A 17,136-nucleotide genomic window follows, 5' to 3' on the forward strand; every position below is an offset into this window, starting at 1 on the left:
CCGACCCCGGCCACCCCCGACCCCGGCCACCCCCGACCCCTCACACCCGCACCCCCCGAGGAGCCCACGATGCGCAGCCCCCGCGAGCTGGTCGGCGGCAGCCCGGCGGCCACGTACCCCATCGCGTTCGACGGCCGCGAACTCCCCGCCCAGGAGGGCCAGACCATCGCCGCCGTCCTCTGGGCGGCCGGGATCCTGGCCTGGCGCACCACCCGCCAGGGCGGCACCCCCCGCGGCGCCTTCTGCGGCATCGGCTCCTGCTACGACTGCCTCGTCACCGTCAACGGCCGCCCCAACCAGCGCGCCTGCCTCGTCCCGGCCCGCCCCGGAGACACCGTCACCACCCAGGAAGGCACCGGCCATGCCGACCTCGCCGTCTGACCCCGCCGCCACCCCCGCCCCCACCACTGACCTGGCGGTCGTCGGCGCCGGCCCCGCCGGCCTCGCGGCCGCCGTCACCGCCGCGCGCCTCGGCCTGCGCGTCACCCTCCTCGACACCGCGGAGCGCCCCGGCGGCCAGTACTACCGCCACCCCGCCGCCTCCCTCGGCGCCACCCGCCCCCAGGCCCTGCACCACGACTGGCGGGCCTTCACCACCCGAGAGGCGGCCCTGCGCGCCCACGAAAGGGCGGGACGCATCACCTACCTCCCCCGCCACCACGTGTGGACGGTGGTCCCGGCGGACGAACCCGACACCTGGACCATCCACGCGCTCGCCGGCCACGCCCCCGACGAAACGCAGACGACCCTCCGGGCCCGCCGCGTCCTGCTCGCCACCGGCGCCTACGAACGCCAGCTCCCCTTCCCCGGCTGGACCCTCCCCGGCGTGGTCGGGGCCGGCGGCGCCCAGGCCATGCTGAAGAACAACCTCGTCCTCCCCGGCCACCGCGTCGTGGTGGCCGGGAGCGGCCCGCTCCTCCTCGCCGTCGCCGGCTCCCTCGCCGCCGCCGGGGCCACCGTCCCGGCCCTCGTCGAGGCCGCCTCGTACACCGCGTACGCCCCCCAGGCCCCCGTCCTGCTCCGCAACCCTGCCAAACTCGCCGAAGGTGCCACGTACGGCGGCGCACTGCTGCGCCACGGCGTCCGCCTGCTCACCCGGCACGCCGTCACCGAGGCCCACGGCACCACCCGCGTGGAGGCCGTCACCCTCGCCCGCCTCGACAAGGACTGGCGCCCGCTGCCGGGCACCGCCCGCCGGATCTCCTGCGACGCCCTGGCCGTGGGCCACGGCCTCGTGCCCCAGCTGGAGCTGGCCACCGGCCTCGGCTGCGCCACCCGCCAGGCCCCCGACGGCACGGTCGCCCTGGAGCTGGACGCCGCCCAGCGCACCTCCGTCCCCGGCATCTGGTCGGCCGGCGAGACCGGCGGCATCGGGGGGGCCCAACTGGCGCTGACCGAGGGGGAGATCGCCGCCCACGCGATCGCCGGCCGGCCGGTCCCCGCCGCCCTGACCCGCCGCCGCGCCCGGCTGCGCGCCTTCGCCGGGGCGATGGCCGCCGCGCACCGCCCCGGCGACGGCTGGACCGGCTGGCTGCGCGAGGAGACCGACGTGTGCCGCTGCGAGGAGGTCCCGGCCGGCCGGATCCGCGAGGCGGTCGAGGAGCTCGGCGCGCGGGACGCCCGTACGGTCAAGCTCCTCACCCGGGCGGGCATGGGCTGGTGCCAGGGCCGGATGTGCGGCCCGGCGGTGGCCGCCCTGGCCGGTGAGGGCCCGGCCCCCGACCGGCGCCCGTTCTCCTGCCCCGTCCCGCTGGGCCACCTGGCCGCACTGCCGCAGCCGCAGCAGGCCCCGCCGACCCACTGAAACGCCTGTCGGCCCGTCGACTTTCCCTCCACCAACCCCTGACCGGCCCTTGTGGCCGATCCGCACCCACTAGTAAAATGTCACACACCACACTAGGGAGTCCTTCCATGACCGACGCGCCCACCCCCGCGCCCTCCACCACCCCCGGCCCCGACACCCGTACCCGCCCGTGGCACGGCATCATGGTCGCCACCGCCCTGCCCCTGCGCGAGGACCTCTCCGTCGACTACGACGCCTACGCCGAACACGTGGCCTGGCTCATCGCCAACGGCTGCGACGGCGTCGTCCCCAACGGCTCCCTCGGCGAGTACCAGACCCTCACCGACGAGGAGCGCGCCCGCGTGGTCCGCACCGCTGTCGAGGCCGCCGGCGACGGCGCCCGCGTCATGCCCGGCGTGGCGGCGTACGGCAGCGCCGAGGCCCGCCGCTGGGCCGACCAGGCCGCCGAGGCCGGCGCCGGCTCCGTCCTGCTCCTGCCGCCCAACGCCTTCCGCGCCGACGAGGAGACCGTCCGCGCCCACTACGCCGAGGTGGCCCGCGCGGGCCTGCCGGTGGTCGCGTACAACAACCCGTACGACACCAAGGTGGACCTGGTCCCCTCGCTCCTGGCCCGCCTGCACGCCGACGGCAGCATCGTCGCCGTCAAGGAGTTCAGCGGGGACGTCCGCCGCGCCTACGAGATCGCCGAACTCGCCCCGGGCCTGGACCTGCTCATCGGCGCCGACGACGTCCTCCTCGAGCTGGCCCTGGCCGGAGCCGTCGGCTGGATCGCCGGCTACCCCAACGCCCTGCCGCGCTCCTGCGCCGCCCTCTACCGGGCCGCCGTCGCCGGTGACACCGCCACCGCCCTGCCGCTCTACAAGTCCCTGCACTCCCTGCTGCGCTGGGACTCCAAGACCGAGTTCGTCCAGGCCATCAAGCTCTCCATGGACCTCGCCGGCCGCCCCGGCGGCGCCACCCGGCCCCCGCGCTTCCCGCTCACCGGGGAGACCGAGGCCGCCGTGCGCGCCGCCACCGAGAAGGCCCTGGCCGAGGGCCTCAACTAACAGGCCAGTACGGACGACCAGCACGAACCAGCGACCGGCCGGAGGGGCGACCTGATGCGCACACGCCACGTCTACCACGCGGTGGACTCCCACACCGAGGGCATGCCGACCCGGGTGATCACCGGGGGAGTCGGGGTGATCCCCGGCGCCACCATGGCGGACAAGCGGCTCCACTTCATCGAGCACATGGACCACGTCCGCACGCTGCTCATGTACGAGCCGCGCGGCCACGCGGCGATGAGCGGTGCCATCCTCCAGCCGCCCACCCGGCCCGACGCCGACTACGGCGTGCTGTACATCGAGGTGTCGGGCCTGCTGCCCATGTGCGGGCACGGCACCATCGGGGTGGCCACGGTCCTGGTCGAGACCGGCATGGTCCCGGTCGCCGAGCCGGTCACCACGGTGCGCCTCGACACCCCGGCCGGGCTGGTGAGCGTGGACGTACGGGTGGAGGACGGCGCCGCCACCGCCGTCACCCTCACCAACGTCCCCTCCTTCTGCGTCGGCCTCGATCTGAAGGCCGAGGTACCCGGCCTCGGCACGGTCACCTACGACCTCGCCTACGGCGGGAACTTCTACGCCTTCGTCGAACTGGGCGCCCTGGGCCTGCCCTTCGACCGGGCCCGCAAGGACGACCTGATCGCCGCCGGACTGGCGGTCATGGACGCGGTCAACGCCTCCCCTGACCGGCCGGTCCACCCCGAGAACCCCTCCATCGCCGGCGTCAAGCACGTCTACCTCGCCGCCCCCGGCTCCGACGCCCGCCGCTCCCGGCACGCCATGGCGATCCACCCCGGCTGGTTCGACCGCTCGCCCTGCGGTACGGGGACCAGCGCGCGGATGGCCCAACTGCACGCGCGGGGCCTGCTGCCGCTGGACACCGACTTCGTCAACGAGTCCTTCATCGGCACCGAGTTCACCGGCCGCCTGACCGCCGAGACCACCGTCGGCGGCCGCCCGGCCGTCGTCCCCGCGGTCACCGGCCGGGCCTGGATCACCGGCACCGCGCAGTACTTCCTCGACCCGTCCGACCCCTTCCCCGGAGGGTTCCTCCTGTGACCGCCCCGACCACCGTCCGCACGGTGGACTACCACACCGCCGGCGAACCCTTCCGCATCGTCGCGGAGGGCCTGCCGCCCGTCCCCGGAGACACCGTCGCCGAGCGCTGCGCCACCGTCATCGGCCCCGGCGGCTCCGGCACCGCGCCCCGGCGCGGCCCGCTGGACGAGGTACGGCGCCTGCTGGTGCAGGAGCCGCGCGGGCACGCCGGCATGTACGGGGGCTTCGTGGTGCCCCCGGACGACGACGGGGCCCACTTCGGGGTGCTGTTCTGGCACAAGGACGGCTACTCCACCGCCTGCGGGCACGGCACCATGGTGCTGGGCGCCTGGGCCGTGGACTCCGGGCGGGTCGCCGCCCCCGACGAGGGCGACGTCCAGGTGCGGATCGACGTGCCCTCGGGCCGGGTCTGCGCCACCGTCCACCGGGCCCAGGGCCGCACCAGCGGGGTCACCTTCCGCAACGTCCCGGCCCGGGTGGGCGCCCGGAAGGTCCCCGTGGCCACCACCCTGGGCATCGCCGAGGTGGACATCGCCCACGCCGGGGCCTGCTACGCCTCGGTCCGCGCCCGCGACCTCGGCCTGGAGGTGACCCGCGCCGCCCTGCCCGAACTGGTCCGCGCCGGACGGGAGATCCGCGCGGCCCTCGCCACCCACCCGGCGACCTGGCACCCGGACGGCCCACTGCTCTCCGGCGTCTACGGGGTGGTCCTCCACGAGGAGCTCCCCGACACCCCGTTCGGGCCGCACCAGCGCAACGTCACGGTCTTCGCCGACGGGCAGGTCGACCGCTCGCCCTGCGGCTCCGGCACCTCCGCCCGGCTCGCCCTGCTGGCGGAGGACGGCCGGTTGGGGGCGGGGGAGGACCTGCTGCACGAGTCGGTGACGGGCACGGTCTTCACCGGCCGGATCCTCCAGGGCGGGGTCACCGAGGTCACCGGCACCGCCTACCGGACGGGGGAGCACGTCTTCACGGCCGACCCGTACGACGCCCTCGGCGCGGGCTTCCTGCTGTGACCGGCCTCCTCCAGCTGGACGCCGCACGGACGGCGGGCCTGCTCACCACCGCGCAGGCGGCCGACGCCCTGGCCGGCGCCCTGCGTGACGGGCTGGACCCGGAGGCCTGCCCGCAGCGCAGCAGCGTCACCGCGCCCGGCGGCGAACTCCTGCTCATGCCGGCCGCGTCAGGCGCGTACGCCGGGGTGAAGATCGCCGGGGTGGCCCCGGGCAACCCGGCGCGCGGGCTGCCCCGGATCACCGGCAGCTACCTCCTCCTGGACGGCCCCACCCTGCGCCCGCTGGCCCTGCTGGACGGCGCGGCCCTGACCGCCCTGCGCACCCCGGCGGTCTCCGCCCTGGCCCTGCGGTACCTCACCGCACCGGGGCGCCCGCTGCGGCTGGTGGTCTTCGGCGCGGGCCCGCAGGCGTACGGACACCTCGAAGCGGTCCTGGAGCTGCGGGAGCTCGCCGGGGCGGTGGTCGTGGCCCGCGACCCCGGGCGCGCCGGGGCGCTGGCCGCGCACGCCCGGGCCCTGGGCGTCCCGGCCCGCACCGGGACGCCCGAGGACGTGGCGGGCGCCGACCTGGTGCTGTGCTGCACCACCGCCCGCGAGCCGCTGTTCGACGGGAGGCTGGTGGCGCCGGGGGCGGTGGTCGTCGCGGTGGGCTCGCACGAGCCGGACGCCCGGGAGACGGACACCGCCCTCGTGCGACGCGCGGCGGTGTACGTGGAGTCGCGGGCGGCGGCGCTGCGCGAGGCGGGGGACCTGCTGATCCCGGAGGCCGAGGGGGCGATCGGGCCCGGTCATATCAGCGCCACCCTGGCCGACCTGGTCGCGGGGCGCAATTTCCCCGGAGGGCGGCAGAGTTGTCCACACCTCTTCAAGAGCGTGGGCATGGCCTGGGAGGATCTTGCCGTCGCGGTGGCGATCTACCACGCGGCCGGAGCGAACAGCGAAACGTGACATTGTACGCTGTTCCTCCGCACGTCGGTGGTGTGCGGGGTCTCGGAGGAAGAGCAATGGGTGACCTGAAGCAGCACAGTCTCATCAAGGCCCAGGAGCGGCTGCGCGACCAGGTCGGCCACGCCCTCCGGGCCGCGCTGATAGCGGGCGAGCTGCGCCCCGGCAGCGTCTACTCGGCCCCGGGCCTCGCCGCCGAACTCGGCGTGTCGGCCACGCCCGTGCGCGAGGCCATGCTCGACCTGGCCCGCGAGGGCCTGGTCGAGCCGGTCCGCAACAAGGGGTTCCGGATCACCGAGGTCAGCGAGCGCGACCTCGACCAGTACACCGAGCTGCGCACGATGATCGAGGTGCCGACCATCGGCCGGATCACCCGCACGGCCACGCGCGAGCAGCTGGAGGAGCTGCGTCCGATCGCCGAGGAGATCGTCACCAGCGCGCGTGAGCACAACCTCATCGGCTACCTGGAGGCCGACCGCCGCTTCCACCTCAGCCTGCTCTCCCTCGCGGGCAACGAGCGCCTGGTCGAAACCGTCGGCGACCTGCGCAAGCGCTCCCGCCTCTACGGGCTGACCGGCCTGGACGAGGCGGGCAAGCTGGTCACCTCCGCCGAGGAGCACATCGAACTGCTGGACCTGATGCTGACCGGCGACGCGGAGGCGGCGGAGGCCTGCATGGTCCGCCACCTCGGGCACGTCCGCTCCCTGTGGGCCCAGGGCCGCGACGAACCGGTGGGCCGCCCCCAGGGCGGCCTCGGCTCCGGCCTGTAGGGGCCAAGCCCCACCCGCGCGCTGGAGCCGCCGGGCAACGGCCCGGCGGCGCAGCCCCGTTCGGACTCCGGCGGGGGGCCGGTCCGCCGCCCGGGCTGCGCCGCCTCGGGCTGTCCGGCACCCCCGGTCTGCCGCCCGGGGTGCGCCGCCTCGGGCTGTCCGGCACCCCCGGTCTGCCGCCCGGGGTGCGCGGCCCCGGGCTGTCCGGCACCCCCGGTCTGCCGCCCGGGGTGCGCGGCCCCGGGCTGTCCGGCACCCCCGGTCTGCCGCCCGGGGTGCGCCGCCTCGGGCTGTCCGGCACCCCCGGTCTGCCGCCCGGGCTGCGCCGCCCCGGGCTGTCCGGCACCCCCGGTCTGCCGCCCGGGCTGCGCCGCCCCGGGCTGTCCGGCACCCCGGGCCGCGACCCGGGGTGCGGCACGGCCCGGCCTGCCGCGCGTCGTCCGGTACGCCGGGGGTACGCACCGGATGCCGCGGGGCGCCCGTCCTCCGGGCGGACCGCGCTACCGCTCGGACGCCCCGTGGCGGCAGTCGCCCTCGCAGGCGGCCAGCCGGGGCGGCGGGCCGCCGGCCGCGTCCGCCCGGTCGAGGAGCGCCCGCATCACCCCGACCGGCAGGACCGGCGAGGCCGCAGCCGCCTCGACGACCGCCTCGTCCGTGTCCCCGAGCAGCCGCACCAGGGCCTCCACCGGTACCCGCGGGTGCTCGGCGGTGGCCTGCCGCACCCCTTCGTCTCGGTCCGCCGCGAGGCGTTCGAGCAGCTCGGGCGGCAGATCCGGGTCGCGCAGGGCGAGCAGCCGCATCCAGGCGTCCGGATCGGCGGCGAAGCGGCGCAGGGTCTCCGGCGGGAAGGTGACGCAGTCCGCGGGCCGGCCGCCGTGCTTGACCATCCCCCCTTGCCGCCGGTCGAGCTCCTCGGCGACGACGGGGTCCACCTCCGCGCGCCCGGCCAGGGCGAGGAACCGCACGCGCGGGTTCCCGTCGTCCAGCAGCCGCGCCCGCGCCTCGTCGGGCAGGGCGGTGCTGCGCGCCGCCGCGCAGCGCAGCCCCGCGAACGGCGAGTCGGCGTGCGGCAGCGGATCGGGCTCCACCCAGGGGTAGGCCGCCAGGTCCAGCCAGGCCAGCATCGCCTCGCAGAGGAAGTCCTCGTCGCGGGCCCCGCCGGGGTCCTGCGCGGAACGGAGCGCCCCGGCGGTCAGCCACGCGAAGATCCGGGCGCGCTCCCGCGGTGTCGCGTCGGCCCGCTCGAACACCTTGCCGCGCACGCCGGGGTCGGGGTCCCGGCCCAGGGCCGCGCGCAGCTCCGCGGACAGGCCGGGGTGAGCCGCGAGCCGCTCCCGGACCTGCTCGTCGGGGTCGCGGGCCAGCCGCGCCGCCGTCCCGGGGTCCAGGTCGAGGAAGCCGACGACGTGGCGCCGCGTCACGGGATCGTCCAGCAGGGCCCCGTGCAGGTCGGCCGGCGGCCGGTGGCGGCACGCGGCGATCCGCACCGTCGCCTCCGGGTCGGCGAGCAGGGCCCGGTGCAGGTCCTCGGCCGGAGCCTGCGCGCGCCGGGCGACGGCCTCGCGCACTGCCGGATCGGCGTCGGCGCCCAGCCGGGCCGTCAACTCCGGTGACAGTTCCGGGTTCTGCGCGAGCGCGATCCGCACCTCGGCCTCGGGGTCGGCGGCGAACAGCCCGTGCCGTCCGCCGTCCGCCCCCTCGCACTCGGCGCGGAGGGCGCGCACCTCGGGGTCCCGGTCGGCCGCCAGCCGCGCCGCGATCTCCTCGGGCAGCGCTCCGGCGCGGGCGAGGCCGTAGAGGGCGTGGGGCAGGTGGTGCAGCAGCTTCGGCAGGCGTATGTCGTGGTCCACACCGCCGAGCCTAAGGAGCGCACCCAACTCCCGGGGACTGCCCGCGTTTTGGACACGGCTGGATAACGGCGGCGGCAGGGGGTTGTCAGTACAATTTCACATTACTATGTTACCGGTCACATCCTAAAGCGCGTCCCTTCACTGGAGTGACCCATGACCAAGCGCACGCAACTCGCCCTCGCCACCGCCCTGGTGGCGACGCTCGCACTCGGCGCCTCGGGCTGCTCCGACCCCAAGAAGGGCTCCGAGGGGAAGGGCGGCGCCAACCCGGCCGCCGCCAACGACGGCAAGACCCTCGGCGGCACCCCCGTGAAGGGCGGCACCCTCACCGTCCTGTCCAACCAGGACTTCTCCCACCTCGACCCCGCCCGCAACTGGGTCATGCCGGCCATGGACTTCGGCACCCGCCTGCTCTACCGCACGCTCGTCACCTTCAAGGCCGAGCCTGGCAAGAGCGGCAGCGAACTCGTCCCCGACCTCGCCACCGACCTCGGCACCCCCTCCAACGGCGGCCGCACCTGGACCTTCACCCTCAAGGAGGGCCTGAAGTACGAGGACGGCAGCCCGATCAAGGCCCAGGACGTCAAGTACAACGTCGAGCGCTCCTTCGCCCCCGACCTCACCGGCGGCCCCGACTACGCCGCCCAGTACCTGGCCGGCACCGAGGGCTACAAGGGGCCCCTCCAGGGGCAGCACCTCGACTCGGTCAAGACCCCCGACGACCGCACGATCGTCTTCGAACTCAAGCGCCCCGTCGCCGAGTTCTCCCAGACCGCCACCCTCCCCACCTTCTCCCCGGTGCCGCAGTCCCAGGAGAAGGGCACCCAGTACGACGCCCGCCCGTTCTCCTCCGGCCCGTACAAGGTCGAGGCGTACGAGCGCGACAAGAAGCTGGTCCTCGTCCGCAACGAGCACTGGGACCAGAAGACCGACACCGTCCGCAAGGCCTACCCGGACAAGTTCGTCGTCGTCATGGGCCTCAAGGGCGGCCAGATCGACGACCGCATCATCGCCGGAGAGGGCGCCGACGCCTCCGCCGTCGAGTACTTCAACATGCGCCCCGAGAGCGCCCCGAAGGCCTGCCCAAGCCCGACGTCAAGGCCCGGCTGCTCGCCGAGTCCCAGGGCTGTACGACCATGCTCCACCTGAACAACTCCCGGCCCCCCTTCAACGACCCCAAGGTCCGCGAGGCCATGCAGTACGCCGTCGACAAGGACGCCGTCATCACCGCCGCCGGCGGCCCCGCCCTCAACGAGGTCGCCACCGCCTACCTGCCGCCCGCCCTCACCGGCGGCAAGCAGGCCGACACCCTCAAGATCCCCGCCTCCGGCGACCCCGCCAAGGCCAAGGAGCTGCTCAAGGCCGCCGGCAAGGAGCACCTGAAGGTCTCCCTCTCCGTCTCCACCGGCGACAAGGCCAAGGCGGAGGCCCTCCAGCAGGGCCTGGCCCGGGCCGGTGTCGAGGTCGTCATCGACACCGTCGACCCCGGCGCCTACTACGACGTCATCGGCGACCTCTCCACCACGCCCGACATGACCTACACCGGCTGGTGCCCCGACTACCCCTCCGGCTCCACCTGGATCCCCTTCGTCTTCGACGGACGCACCATCAAGGACAAGGGCAACCAGGGCAACTACGCCCAGTTCCGCGACGACGCCACCATGAAGCGGATCGACGAGATCAACGCCATGGCCGACGCCAAGCAGGCCAACCAGGCCTGGATCGACCTCGACGCCGAGGTGATGAAGAAGGCCCCGTCCATCCCGGTCCTGCTGGAGCGCAAGCCGCTGCTCGTCGGCCCCAACATCGCCGGCGCCTACGGCCACCCCGTGTGGACCGGCACCATCGACTACGGCACCGTCGGCCTCAAGGACCCCTCCAAGAGCCAGGGCTGAGGGCGCCGGACCGGAAGACACCATGACCACCACCGCACCCGGCGCCGCCCCCGAGGCGGCCCCGGCCGGGGCCGAGGCCAAGGGCCTCCCCCCGGGCAGCAGCCCCTGGCAGCTCGCCCGGCGGGAACTGCGCCGCCGCCCCGCCGTCCGCGTCAGCCTCGGCGTCGTCCTCCTCTTCGTCCTGATGGCCCTGACCGCACCCTGGCTCGGCGCGCTCGGCGGCTGGTCCCCCGAGGAGTTCGACAAGGCCGCCGTCGACCCCTACCTCGCGGGACAGCCGCTCGGCTCCTTCGGCGGGATCAGCCCCGAGCACTGGCTCGGCGTCGAACCCGTCACCGGCCGCGACCTGTTCGCCCGCGTCGTCCACGGCGCCCAGGTCTCCCTCCTCATCGCCTTCGCCGCCACCGCCATCGTCGTCCTCGCCGGCACCGCCGCCGGCATCGCGGCCGGCTACTTCGGCGGCCGCACCGACGCCGTCCTGTCCCGGCTCATGGACCTGACCATGTCCTTCCCCTCCCTCATCTTCATGATCGCGATGCTGTCGGTGGCCAAGGACGTCAACCGGATCGTGCTGATGACCTCCGTCATCGGACTCTTCGGCTGGCCCGGCGTCGCCCGCGTCGTCCGCGGCCAGACCCTCTCCCTCAAACACCGCGAGTACGTCGACGCCGCCCGCGTCGGCGGATCCGGAGCCTGGCGGATCCTGACCCGCGACATCCTCCCCGGCGTCTCGGGCCCGGTCATCGCCTACACCACCCTGCTGATCCCCGGAATGATCAGCACCGAGGCCGCCCTCAGCTACCTCGGCGTCGGCGTGCGCCCGCCCACCCCCTCCTGGGGCCAGATGATCGCCGAGTCCGTCGCCTTCTACGAGACCGACCCGATGTACTTCGTCATCCCGAGCGTCTTCCTCTTCCTCGCGGTCCTCGCCTTCACCCTCCTCGGCGACGCCCTGCGCGACATCCTCGACCCGAGGGGCGGCCGCAGTTGATCCTCTACCTCCTGCGCCGGCTGCTCGCCCTGGCCGGCGTGCTCCTGGCCATCGCCGCCGTCACCTTCCTGATCTTCTACGTCCTGCCCACCGACCCGGCCGCCGCGGCCTGCGGCAAGACCTGCAGCCCCGAACGGCTCGCCGACGTCCGCGCCTACCTCGGCCTCGACCAGCCGCTCTGGGAGCAGTTCGCCCACTTCCTCACCGGCATCTTCACCGGCCGCACCCTCGGCACCGGCCAGTTCGCCGTCCAGTGCGACTTCCCCTGCCTCGGCTACTCCTACGAGAACTCGCTGCCCGTCTGGGACCTGCTCATGGACCGGCTCCCGGTCTCCGCCTCCCTCGCCTTCGGCGCCGCCGTGCTGTGGCTGCTGCTCGGCCTGGGCGCCGGGGTCACCGCCGCCCTGCGCAAGGACACCGCCACCGACAAGGCGCTCATGGTCGGCGCGGTCGCCGCCGCCTCCCTGCCCGTCTACTTCACCTCCGTGATGCTCATCTACGGGGTGATCCGCATCGCCGGGCTGCTGCCCTACCCCAGCTACCACGAGCTCACCTCCGACCCGCTCGGCTGGGCCGGCAACCTGCTGCTCCCCTGGACCGCGCTCGCCCTGCTCTACGCCGCCATGTACGCCCGGCAGAGCCGCGGCTCGATGATCGAGGCGATGGCCGAGCCGTACATCCGCACCGCCCGCGCCAAGGGCATGCCCGAGCGGACCGTCGTCGTCAAGCACGGGCTGCGCTCCGGGATGACCCCGATCCTGACCATCTTCGGCATGGACCTCGGCGGCCTGCTCGCCGGAGCCGTCATCACCGAGTCCATCTTCGGACTCCCCGGCATCGGCAGGCTGTTCTACGGGGCGCTCGTCAGCTCCGACCAGCCCGTGGTCCTCGGGGTCACCCTGCTCGCCGCCTTCTTCATCGTCGTCGCCAACCTCGTCGTCGACCTCCTGTACGCCGTCATCGACCCGAGGGTGAGGTACTGATGACCACCGCCCCTGCCCCCCTCCTCGAAGTGCGCGACCTCGGCGTCACCTTCACCACCCCGCGCGGCACCGTACGGGCCGTCGACTCCCTCGGCTTCACCGTCGAGGCCGGACGCACCCTCGGCATCGTCGGCGAGTCCGGCTCCGGCAAGTCCGTCACCTCCCTCGCCGTCATGGGCCTGCACCGGGCCGGCGCCGAGGTCAGGGGCTCCGTCAGGCTCGCCGGACAGGAGCTCACCGGACTCCCCGAGAAGGAGCTCGCCAAGGTCCGCGGCCGCAGGATGGCCATGATCTTCCAGGACCCGCTGTCCAGCCTCCACCCCTACTACACGGTCGGCGAACAGATCGCCGAGCACTTCCGCGTCCACTTCCGGGCCGGCCGGGCCGCCGCCCGCAAACGGGCCGTCGACATGCTCGGCGAGGTCGGCATCCCCGAACCCGCCCGCCGCGCGGGGGAGTACCCGCACCAGTTCTCCGGCGGCATGCGCCAGCGCGCCATGATCGCCATGGCCCTGGCCTGCGAACCCGACCTCCTCATCGCGGACGAGCCCACCACCGCCCTCGACGTCACCGTCCAGGCGCAGATCCTGGAGCTGATCGCCCGCATCCAGCAGGAGCGCGGCCTCGGCGTCGTGATGATCACCCACGACCTGGGGGTGGTGGCCCGGGTCGCCCACGAGGTACTGGTCATGTACGGCGGCCGGGCCGCCGAACAGGCCCCGGTGGACGCCCTGTTCGCCGACCCCGCCCACCCCTACACCCGGGGCCTGCTCGACTCGCTGCCCCGCCTCGACAGTGCCGACGACGTCCCGCTGCCGTCCATCCCCGGCTCCCCGCCGTCCCTGCTCCACCCGGCCCCGGGCTGTGCCTTCGCCCCGCGCTGCGCGGTCGCCGCCGCGGCCCCGGCCGGCGACGCGGACCGCTGCACGGGCGAGCGGCCCGAGCTGCTCCCGCACGGCTCCCCGGACCGGCTGGCGGCCTGCCACTTCGCCGGCGCGGTGCCCGCTGCCGCCGCCCCTGCCCCGGAGGTGCCCCGATGACGGCCCCGGCCACCCGCCCCAACCCCGCCGCCGAACGGGAGGGCCCGCCGGCCGCGCCGCTCCTGCGGGTCCGCGACCTGACCATGACCTTCCCCGGCAAGCGCACCCTGACCGGGCGCGCCTCGGCGCCGGTACGGGCCGTCGACGGGGTCTCGTTCGACCTGGAGGCCGGGCAGACCCTCGGCCTGGTCGGCGAGTCCGGCTGCGGCAAGTCCACCACCGGCCGGATGCTGGTGCGGCTGCTGGAGCCCACCTCGGGCAGCGTCGAGTTCGAGGGCCGCGACATCAGCCGGCTCTCCCAGAGCGCCCTGCGGCCCCTGCGCAGGAACATCCAGATGGTCTTCCAGGACCCGCACTCCTCGCTCAACCCCCGCCAGACCGTGGCCCGGATCATCTCCGACCCGCTGCTGGTCCAGGGCTGGAGCGCCGCCGACGCCCGGCGCCGGGCCGCCGAGCTGATGGAGCTGACCGGGCTGATCCCCGAGCACATCGACCGCTACCCGCACGAGTTCTCCGGTGGCCAGGCCCAGCGCATCGGCATCGCCCGCTCGCTGGCCACCAGCCCCCGGCTGGTGATCGCCGACGAACCGGTCTCCGCCCTCGACGTGTCCGTGCAGGCGCAGATCGTCAACCTGATGGAGCGGCTGCGCGCGGAACTCGGCCTGGCCTACGTCTTCATCGCGCACGACCTCTCCGTCGTCAAACGGGTCAGCGACCGGGTCGCGGTGATGTACCTCGGCCGGATCGTCGAGATCGGGGACAAGAAGTCCCTCTACGAGAACCCGCAGCACCCGTACACCCGGGCGCTGCTGTCCGCCGTCCCCCTCCCCGACCCGGCGGCGGAGCGGCGCCGCGAGCGGATCGTCCTCCTCGGCGACCCCCCGAGCCCGGCCGCCCCACCCCCGGGCTGCACCTTCCACCCCCGCTGCCCGAAGGCCCAGCCCCTCTGCCGCACGGACCGCCCACTGCTGCAACTCACCGCCTCCCGCGAGGTGGCCTGTCACTTCCCCGGTGACTGACGGGGATCTCGGGGAAGAGGAGAGGGCCCGGGCCGGCACAACCGACCCGGGCCCTCCCACACTCGGAGTGTCCGCGGGAATCGCAGCCCGGTACAACGGTGGCCCGGGCTGGCGTACGGACGATGCCCAGGCCTACGGTCGTGGTTTCGGTAGGAACATCGACGACGCGAGGCGGGCGCTGAATGGCTGAGCAGCGGATGCCGGGGTCTGCCCGACCTCATCCGGTGGCGACCGCGGCGTGGGCGGCCCTCCTGCTGGCACTGCACACGGTGGCGGGATTCTTCGTCCTGAGCGCACTGCTCACCGAGTCCGAAGGGCCCTGGGACCACACGGTGACGGACACCGCGCGCCTGATGGCGGGGCTCGGGCTGGTGGTGGAGCTGATGGCCGTCGCCGGGACGCTGGCGGGCGTGACGACGGGAGGGCTGCGCCGCTGGTGGTACGCGCCGGCCGCGGCCCTGATCGGCACGGCCCTGATCCGTATGGCGTTCGCTCCGCAGCCTTGATCGCCGGACGGGCGCCCTCGGCCCGCCGCGGTGACGGGGTGCCCCGCCGGCGGTGGGCCGGCGGGGTGGAGCGGGACGGCTAGGCCAGTTCGCGGCGGAAGAAGTCCAGTTCCAGGGTCATGATCTTCTCCCGGGCCCCGCCCGGGGTCATGTGGGTGACGCCGGGCAGGGCGAGGAGCTGGTGGGGGCGGCCCGCGTCGGTGAGGGCCTGGGACAGGCGCAGGGTGTGGGAGGGGTGGACGTTGTCGTCGGCCAGGCCCGTGACCAGCAGGAGCGGGCGGGTCAGGCGGGGCGCGTCGGGGATCAGGGAGTCCCGTTCGTACACCTCGGGGTGGTCCTGGGGCAGGCCCAGGTAGCGCTCGGTGTACGCCGTGTCGTAGTGCCGGAAGTCGGTGGGCGCGGCCCCGGCGGCCGCCGCGTGGAACACGTCCGGGCGGCGCAGCACGGCCATGGCGGAGAGGTAGCCGCCGTAGGACCAGCCGCGGATGCCGACCCGGTCGAGGTCGAGGTCGGCGTGGCGGGCGCCGAGGGCCCGCAGGGCCGCGACCTGGTCGTCCAGGGTGACCTCGGAGAAGCCCCGGTACATGGCGTGGGTGTGGGCCGGGGAGACGTTCGCGGTGCCCCGGTTGTCGACCGTGACGACGGCGAAGCCCTGGTCGGCCCACCACTGGCGGTGCTGCCAGCGGCGGGGGTCGGCGGTGACGTCCTGGGCACCGGGGCCGCCGTAGCTGTCCATCAGGACGGGCAGGCGCCGGCCCGGGAGGTGGTGGCGGGGCAGGACGAGGGCGGTGGGGATGCCCCGTTCGGTGACCCGTTCCAGGGCCGGCCGGACCCGGTAGGGCAGCGGGGCGGACAGGTCGCGGGGGCTGAGCTCGCGGCCGTCGGCGGTGTACAGGGTGCGGCGGACGCCGTCGGTGTCGGCGGAGGTCAGCAGCAGGGACCCGGCCGCGGCGGCGGAGACCAGGTGCACGCCGGGCCCGTCGGCGAGCGCGGTGAGCTCGCCGGTGGCCGGGTCCAGGAGCAGGACCTGCTGCTCGGCGGGGTCGCGTAGGGTGCCTTCGACGAGCAGCCGGTCCTGGTGGGTGCCGGCCACGCAGCGGACCTGGACCCCCGCGCCGGTCAGCGGCTCGCCGTCGACGGCCAGGCCACGGGCGGCGCCGTCGGCGACGTCGGCGGAGGTGAGGACGCGCCCGTCGGGGAGGCGGGCCGGGGTGCCGGGCAGGGGGTCCACCCACAGGGGGTGCGTGGTGCGGGAGAGCTCGCGGGTGCGGCCGGTGGCGGGGTCGGCGGTGAGCAGGAGGACGTTGCGCTGGAGCCGGTCCTGGACGGTGAGCAGGATCTCGTCCTCGGACTCCCAGCCCGCGTCGGAGACGTAGGGGAAGGCCTCGGCGTCCCAGTCGAGCCGGACCCGGCCGCCGTCGGGGCCCAGGACCCACAGCTGGACGTCGGCGTTGGGGCCGCCCGCCTCGGGGTAGGCGAAGTCCTCGGCCGGCAGCTCGGGGTGGGCGGGGTCGGTGAAGTGGCGCCGCTGGAGGGCGCTCTCGTCCACGCGGGCGGCGAGCAGGGTGACCCCGTCGGGGGACCACCAGTGGCCGCGGGTGCGGTCGAGTTCCTCGGCGGCGGCGAACTCGGCGACGCCCCAGCGGGCCCCGTCGTCGGGGCTGACCCGGCCGCCGGGAGCGGTGTACAGGACGTCGTCCGCCACATAGGCGAGGGACGAGCCGTCGGCGTTGGGACGCGGGTCGAAGACGGGACCGGCCGTGGGGACCGGTGAGGGCGCGGAGCCGCCGTCGCAGCCGACCTCGTAGAGACGGCCGCAGAGCGGGAAGACGGCGCGCAGTCCGTCGCCGGAGAGGGCGTACGTGCCGATCCCGGCGGCCACGAGCCGGGTGCGCTCGCGCAGCCGGCGCTCGGCGACGGGGAGTGCGCCGGGTTCGGGGGAGAGGGCGCGGGGGTCGGCGAGGAGGGTTTCCGTGCCGGTGGAGGTGTCCAGGACCCAGAGGCTGTCGAAGGCGTCGGCGGGTCCCGTCGAGCGCAGGAACCACAGGAGGCGGCCGGAGTCGCCGAAGGAGAAGGAGCGGGGTGCGCCGTGGGTGAACCGCGCCGTCGCGGCTGACTGCCTGAGGAAATCGTCCATGATCTCAGTCTGACATGTGAAATGTCACATGGCCTAGCCCATTCGAGTGGTGACCCTTGGAGCGCGGGCGTAGCGT

General features: G+C 74.7%; 14 protein-coding genes and 1 pseudogene. 13 read left to right on the plus strand and 2 right to left on the minus strand.

Annotated features, from left to right (window positions below; all coding sequences use genetic code 11):
* The first annotated feature begins 69 nt into the window (after nucleotides 1–69).
* The 7 genes from ACFVXK_RS01770 (at nucleotide 70) to ACFVXK_RS01800 (ending at nucleotide 6,639) form a co-directional block, all read left to right on the plus strand.
* On the plus strand, nucleotides 70–381 hold the full coding sequence (locus tag ACFVXK_RS01770; protein ID WP_358891725.1) for a (2Fe-2S)-binding protein: 312 nt from the start codon (nucleotides 70–72) through the stop codon (nucleotides 379–381).
* The gene (locus tag ACFVXK_RS01775) at nucleotides 362–1,804 is read left to right on the plus strand and encodes an NAD(P)/FAD-dependent oxidoreductase (RefSeq protein ID WP_389609374.1); all 1,443 of its coding nucleotides are present in this window, start codon (nucleotides 362–364) and stop codon (nucleotides 1,802–1,804) included. Before ACFVXK_RS01770 ends, ACFVXK_RS01775 begins: the two co-directional genes overlap by 20 nt.
* Before the next feature lie 107 nt (nucleotides 1,805–1,911).
* On the plus strand, nucleotides 1,912–2,850 hold the full coding sequence (locus ACFVXK_RS01780; RefSeq protein WP_389609376.1) for a dihydrodipicolinate synthase family protein: 939 nt from the start codon (nucleotides 1,912–1,914) through the stop codon (nucleotides 2,848–2,850).
* 54 nt (nucleotides 2,851–2,904) lie between these two features.
* Nucleotides 2,905–3,909, plus strand: a complete 1,005-nt coding sequence (locus ACFVXK_RS01785) for a proline racemase family protein (protein WP_389609378.1) — start codon at nucleotides 2,905–2,907, stop codon at nucleotides 3,907–3,909.
* Nucleotides 3,906–4,925, plus strand: coding sequence for a proline racemase family protein (locus ACFVXK_RS01790; RefSeq protein WP_389609380.1), 1,020 nt, complete (start codon nucleotides 3,906–3,908; stop codon nucleotides 4,923–4,925). The genes ACFVXK_RS01785 and ACFVXK_RS01790 overlap by 4 nt, the downstream gene beginning before the upstream one ends.
* Entirely contained in the window at nucleotides 4,922–5,872 is a 951-nt protein-coding gene (locus tag ACFVXK_RS01795) for an ornithine cyclodeaminase family protein (protein WP_389609382.1), read from the plus strand. Before ACFVXK_RS01790 ends, ACFVXK_RS01795 begins: the two co-directional genes overlap by 4 nt.
* Before the next feature lie 56 nt (nucleotides 5,873–5,928).
* Entirely contained in the window at nucleotides 5,929–6,639 is a 711-nt protein-coding gene (locus ACFVXK_RS01800) for a GntR family transcriptional regulator (RefSeq protein ID WP_389609384.1), read from the plus strand.
* A gap of 500 nt (nucleotides 6,640–7,139) precedes the next feature.
* Here ACFVXK_RS01800 and ACFVXK_RS01805 read toward each other — a convergent pair whose 3' ends face one another.
* Nucleotides 7,140–8,489 carry a hypothetical protein gene (locus ACFVXK_RS01805; protein ID WP_389609386.1) on the minus strand — a complete coding sequence of 450 codons (1,350 nt, stop codon included), beginning with the start codon at nucleotides 8,487–8,489 and terminating at the stop codon, nucleotides 7,140–7,142.
* A 153-nt stretch (nucleotides 8,490–8,642) separates the two neighbouring features.
* Between ACFVXK_RS01805 and ACFVXK_RS01810 the strand changes: the two are divergent.
* The 6 genes and pseudogenes from ACFVXK_RS01810 to ACFVXK_RS01835 all read left to right on the plus strand — a co-directional run bounded on the left by ACFVXK_RS01810 (nucleotide 8,643) and on the right by ACFVXK_RS01835 (nucleotide 14,923).
* Nucleotides 8,643–10,384, plus strand: a pseudogene (locus ACFVXK_RS01810) (ABC transporter substrate-binding protein).
* A gap of 22 nt (nucleotides 10,385–10,406) precedes the next feature.
* Complete coding sequence (locus tag ACFVXK_RS01815) at nucleotides 10,407–11,375, plus strand: ABC transporter permease (protein WP_389609388.1); 969 nt, start codon at nucleotides 10,407–10,409, stop codon at nucleotides 11,373–11,375.
* The gene (locus ACFVXK_RS01820; protein ID WP_389609390.1) at nucleotides 11,372–12,358 is read left to right on the plus strand and encodes an ABC transporter permease; all 987 of its coding nucleotides are present in this window, start codon (nucleotides 11,372–11,374) and stop codon (nucleotides 12,356–12,358) included. Before ACFVXK_RS01815 ends, ACFVXK_RS01820 begins: the two co-directional genes overlap by 4 nt.
* Nucleotides 12,358–13,398, plus strand: a complete 1,041-nt coding sequence (locus ACFVXK_RS01825) for an ABC transporter ATP-binding protein (RefSeq protein WP_389609392.1) — start codon at nucleotides 12,358–12,360, stop codon at nucleotides 13,396–13,398. Before ACFVXK_RS01820 ends, ACFVXK_RS01825 begins: the two co-directional genes overlap by 1 nt.
* The gene (locus ACFVXK_RS01830; RefSeq protein ID WP_389609394.1) at nucleotides 13,395–14,417 is read left to right on the plus strand and encodes an ABC transporter ATP-binding protein; all 1,023 of its coding nucleotides are present in this window, start codon (nucleotides 13,395–13,397) and stop codon (nucleotides 14,415–14,417) included. Before ACFVXK_RS01825 ends, ACFVXK_RS01830 begins: the two co-directional genes overlap by 4 nt.
* Before the next feature lie 224 nt (nucleotides 14,418–14,641).
* Nucleotides 14,642–14,923: a hypothetical protein gene (locus ACFVXK_RS01835; protein ID WP_389609396.1), complete on the plus strand. Its 282-nt coding sequence runs from the start codon at nucleotides 14,642–14,644 to the stop codon at nucleotides 14,921–14,923.
* 79 nt (nucleotides 14,924–15,002) lie between these two features.
* Here the strand turns inward: ACFVXK_RS01835 and ACFVXK_RS01840 are convergent, their stop codons facing one another.
* Nucleotides 15,003–17,060: a prolyl oligopeptidase family serine peptidase gene (locus ACFVXK_RS01840; protein WP_389609398.1), complete on the minus strand. Its 2,058-nt coding sequence runs from the start codon at nucleotides 17,058–17,060 to the stop codon at nucleotides 15,003–15,005.
* Between the last annotated feature and the right edge of the window lie 76 nt (nucleotides 17,061–17,136).

This window comes from Streptomyces sp. NPDC058157 (assembly GCF_042884105.1).
In the GTDB taxonomy this organism is placed as follows: Bacteria; Actinomycetota; Actinomycetes; order Streptomycetales; family Streptomycetaceae; genus Streptomyces.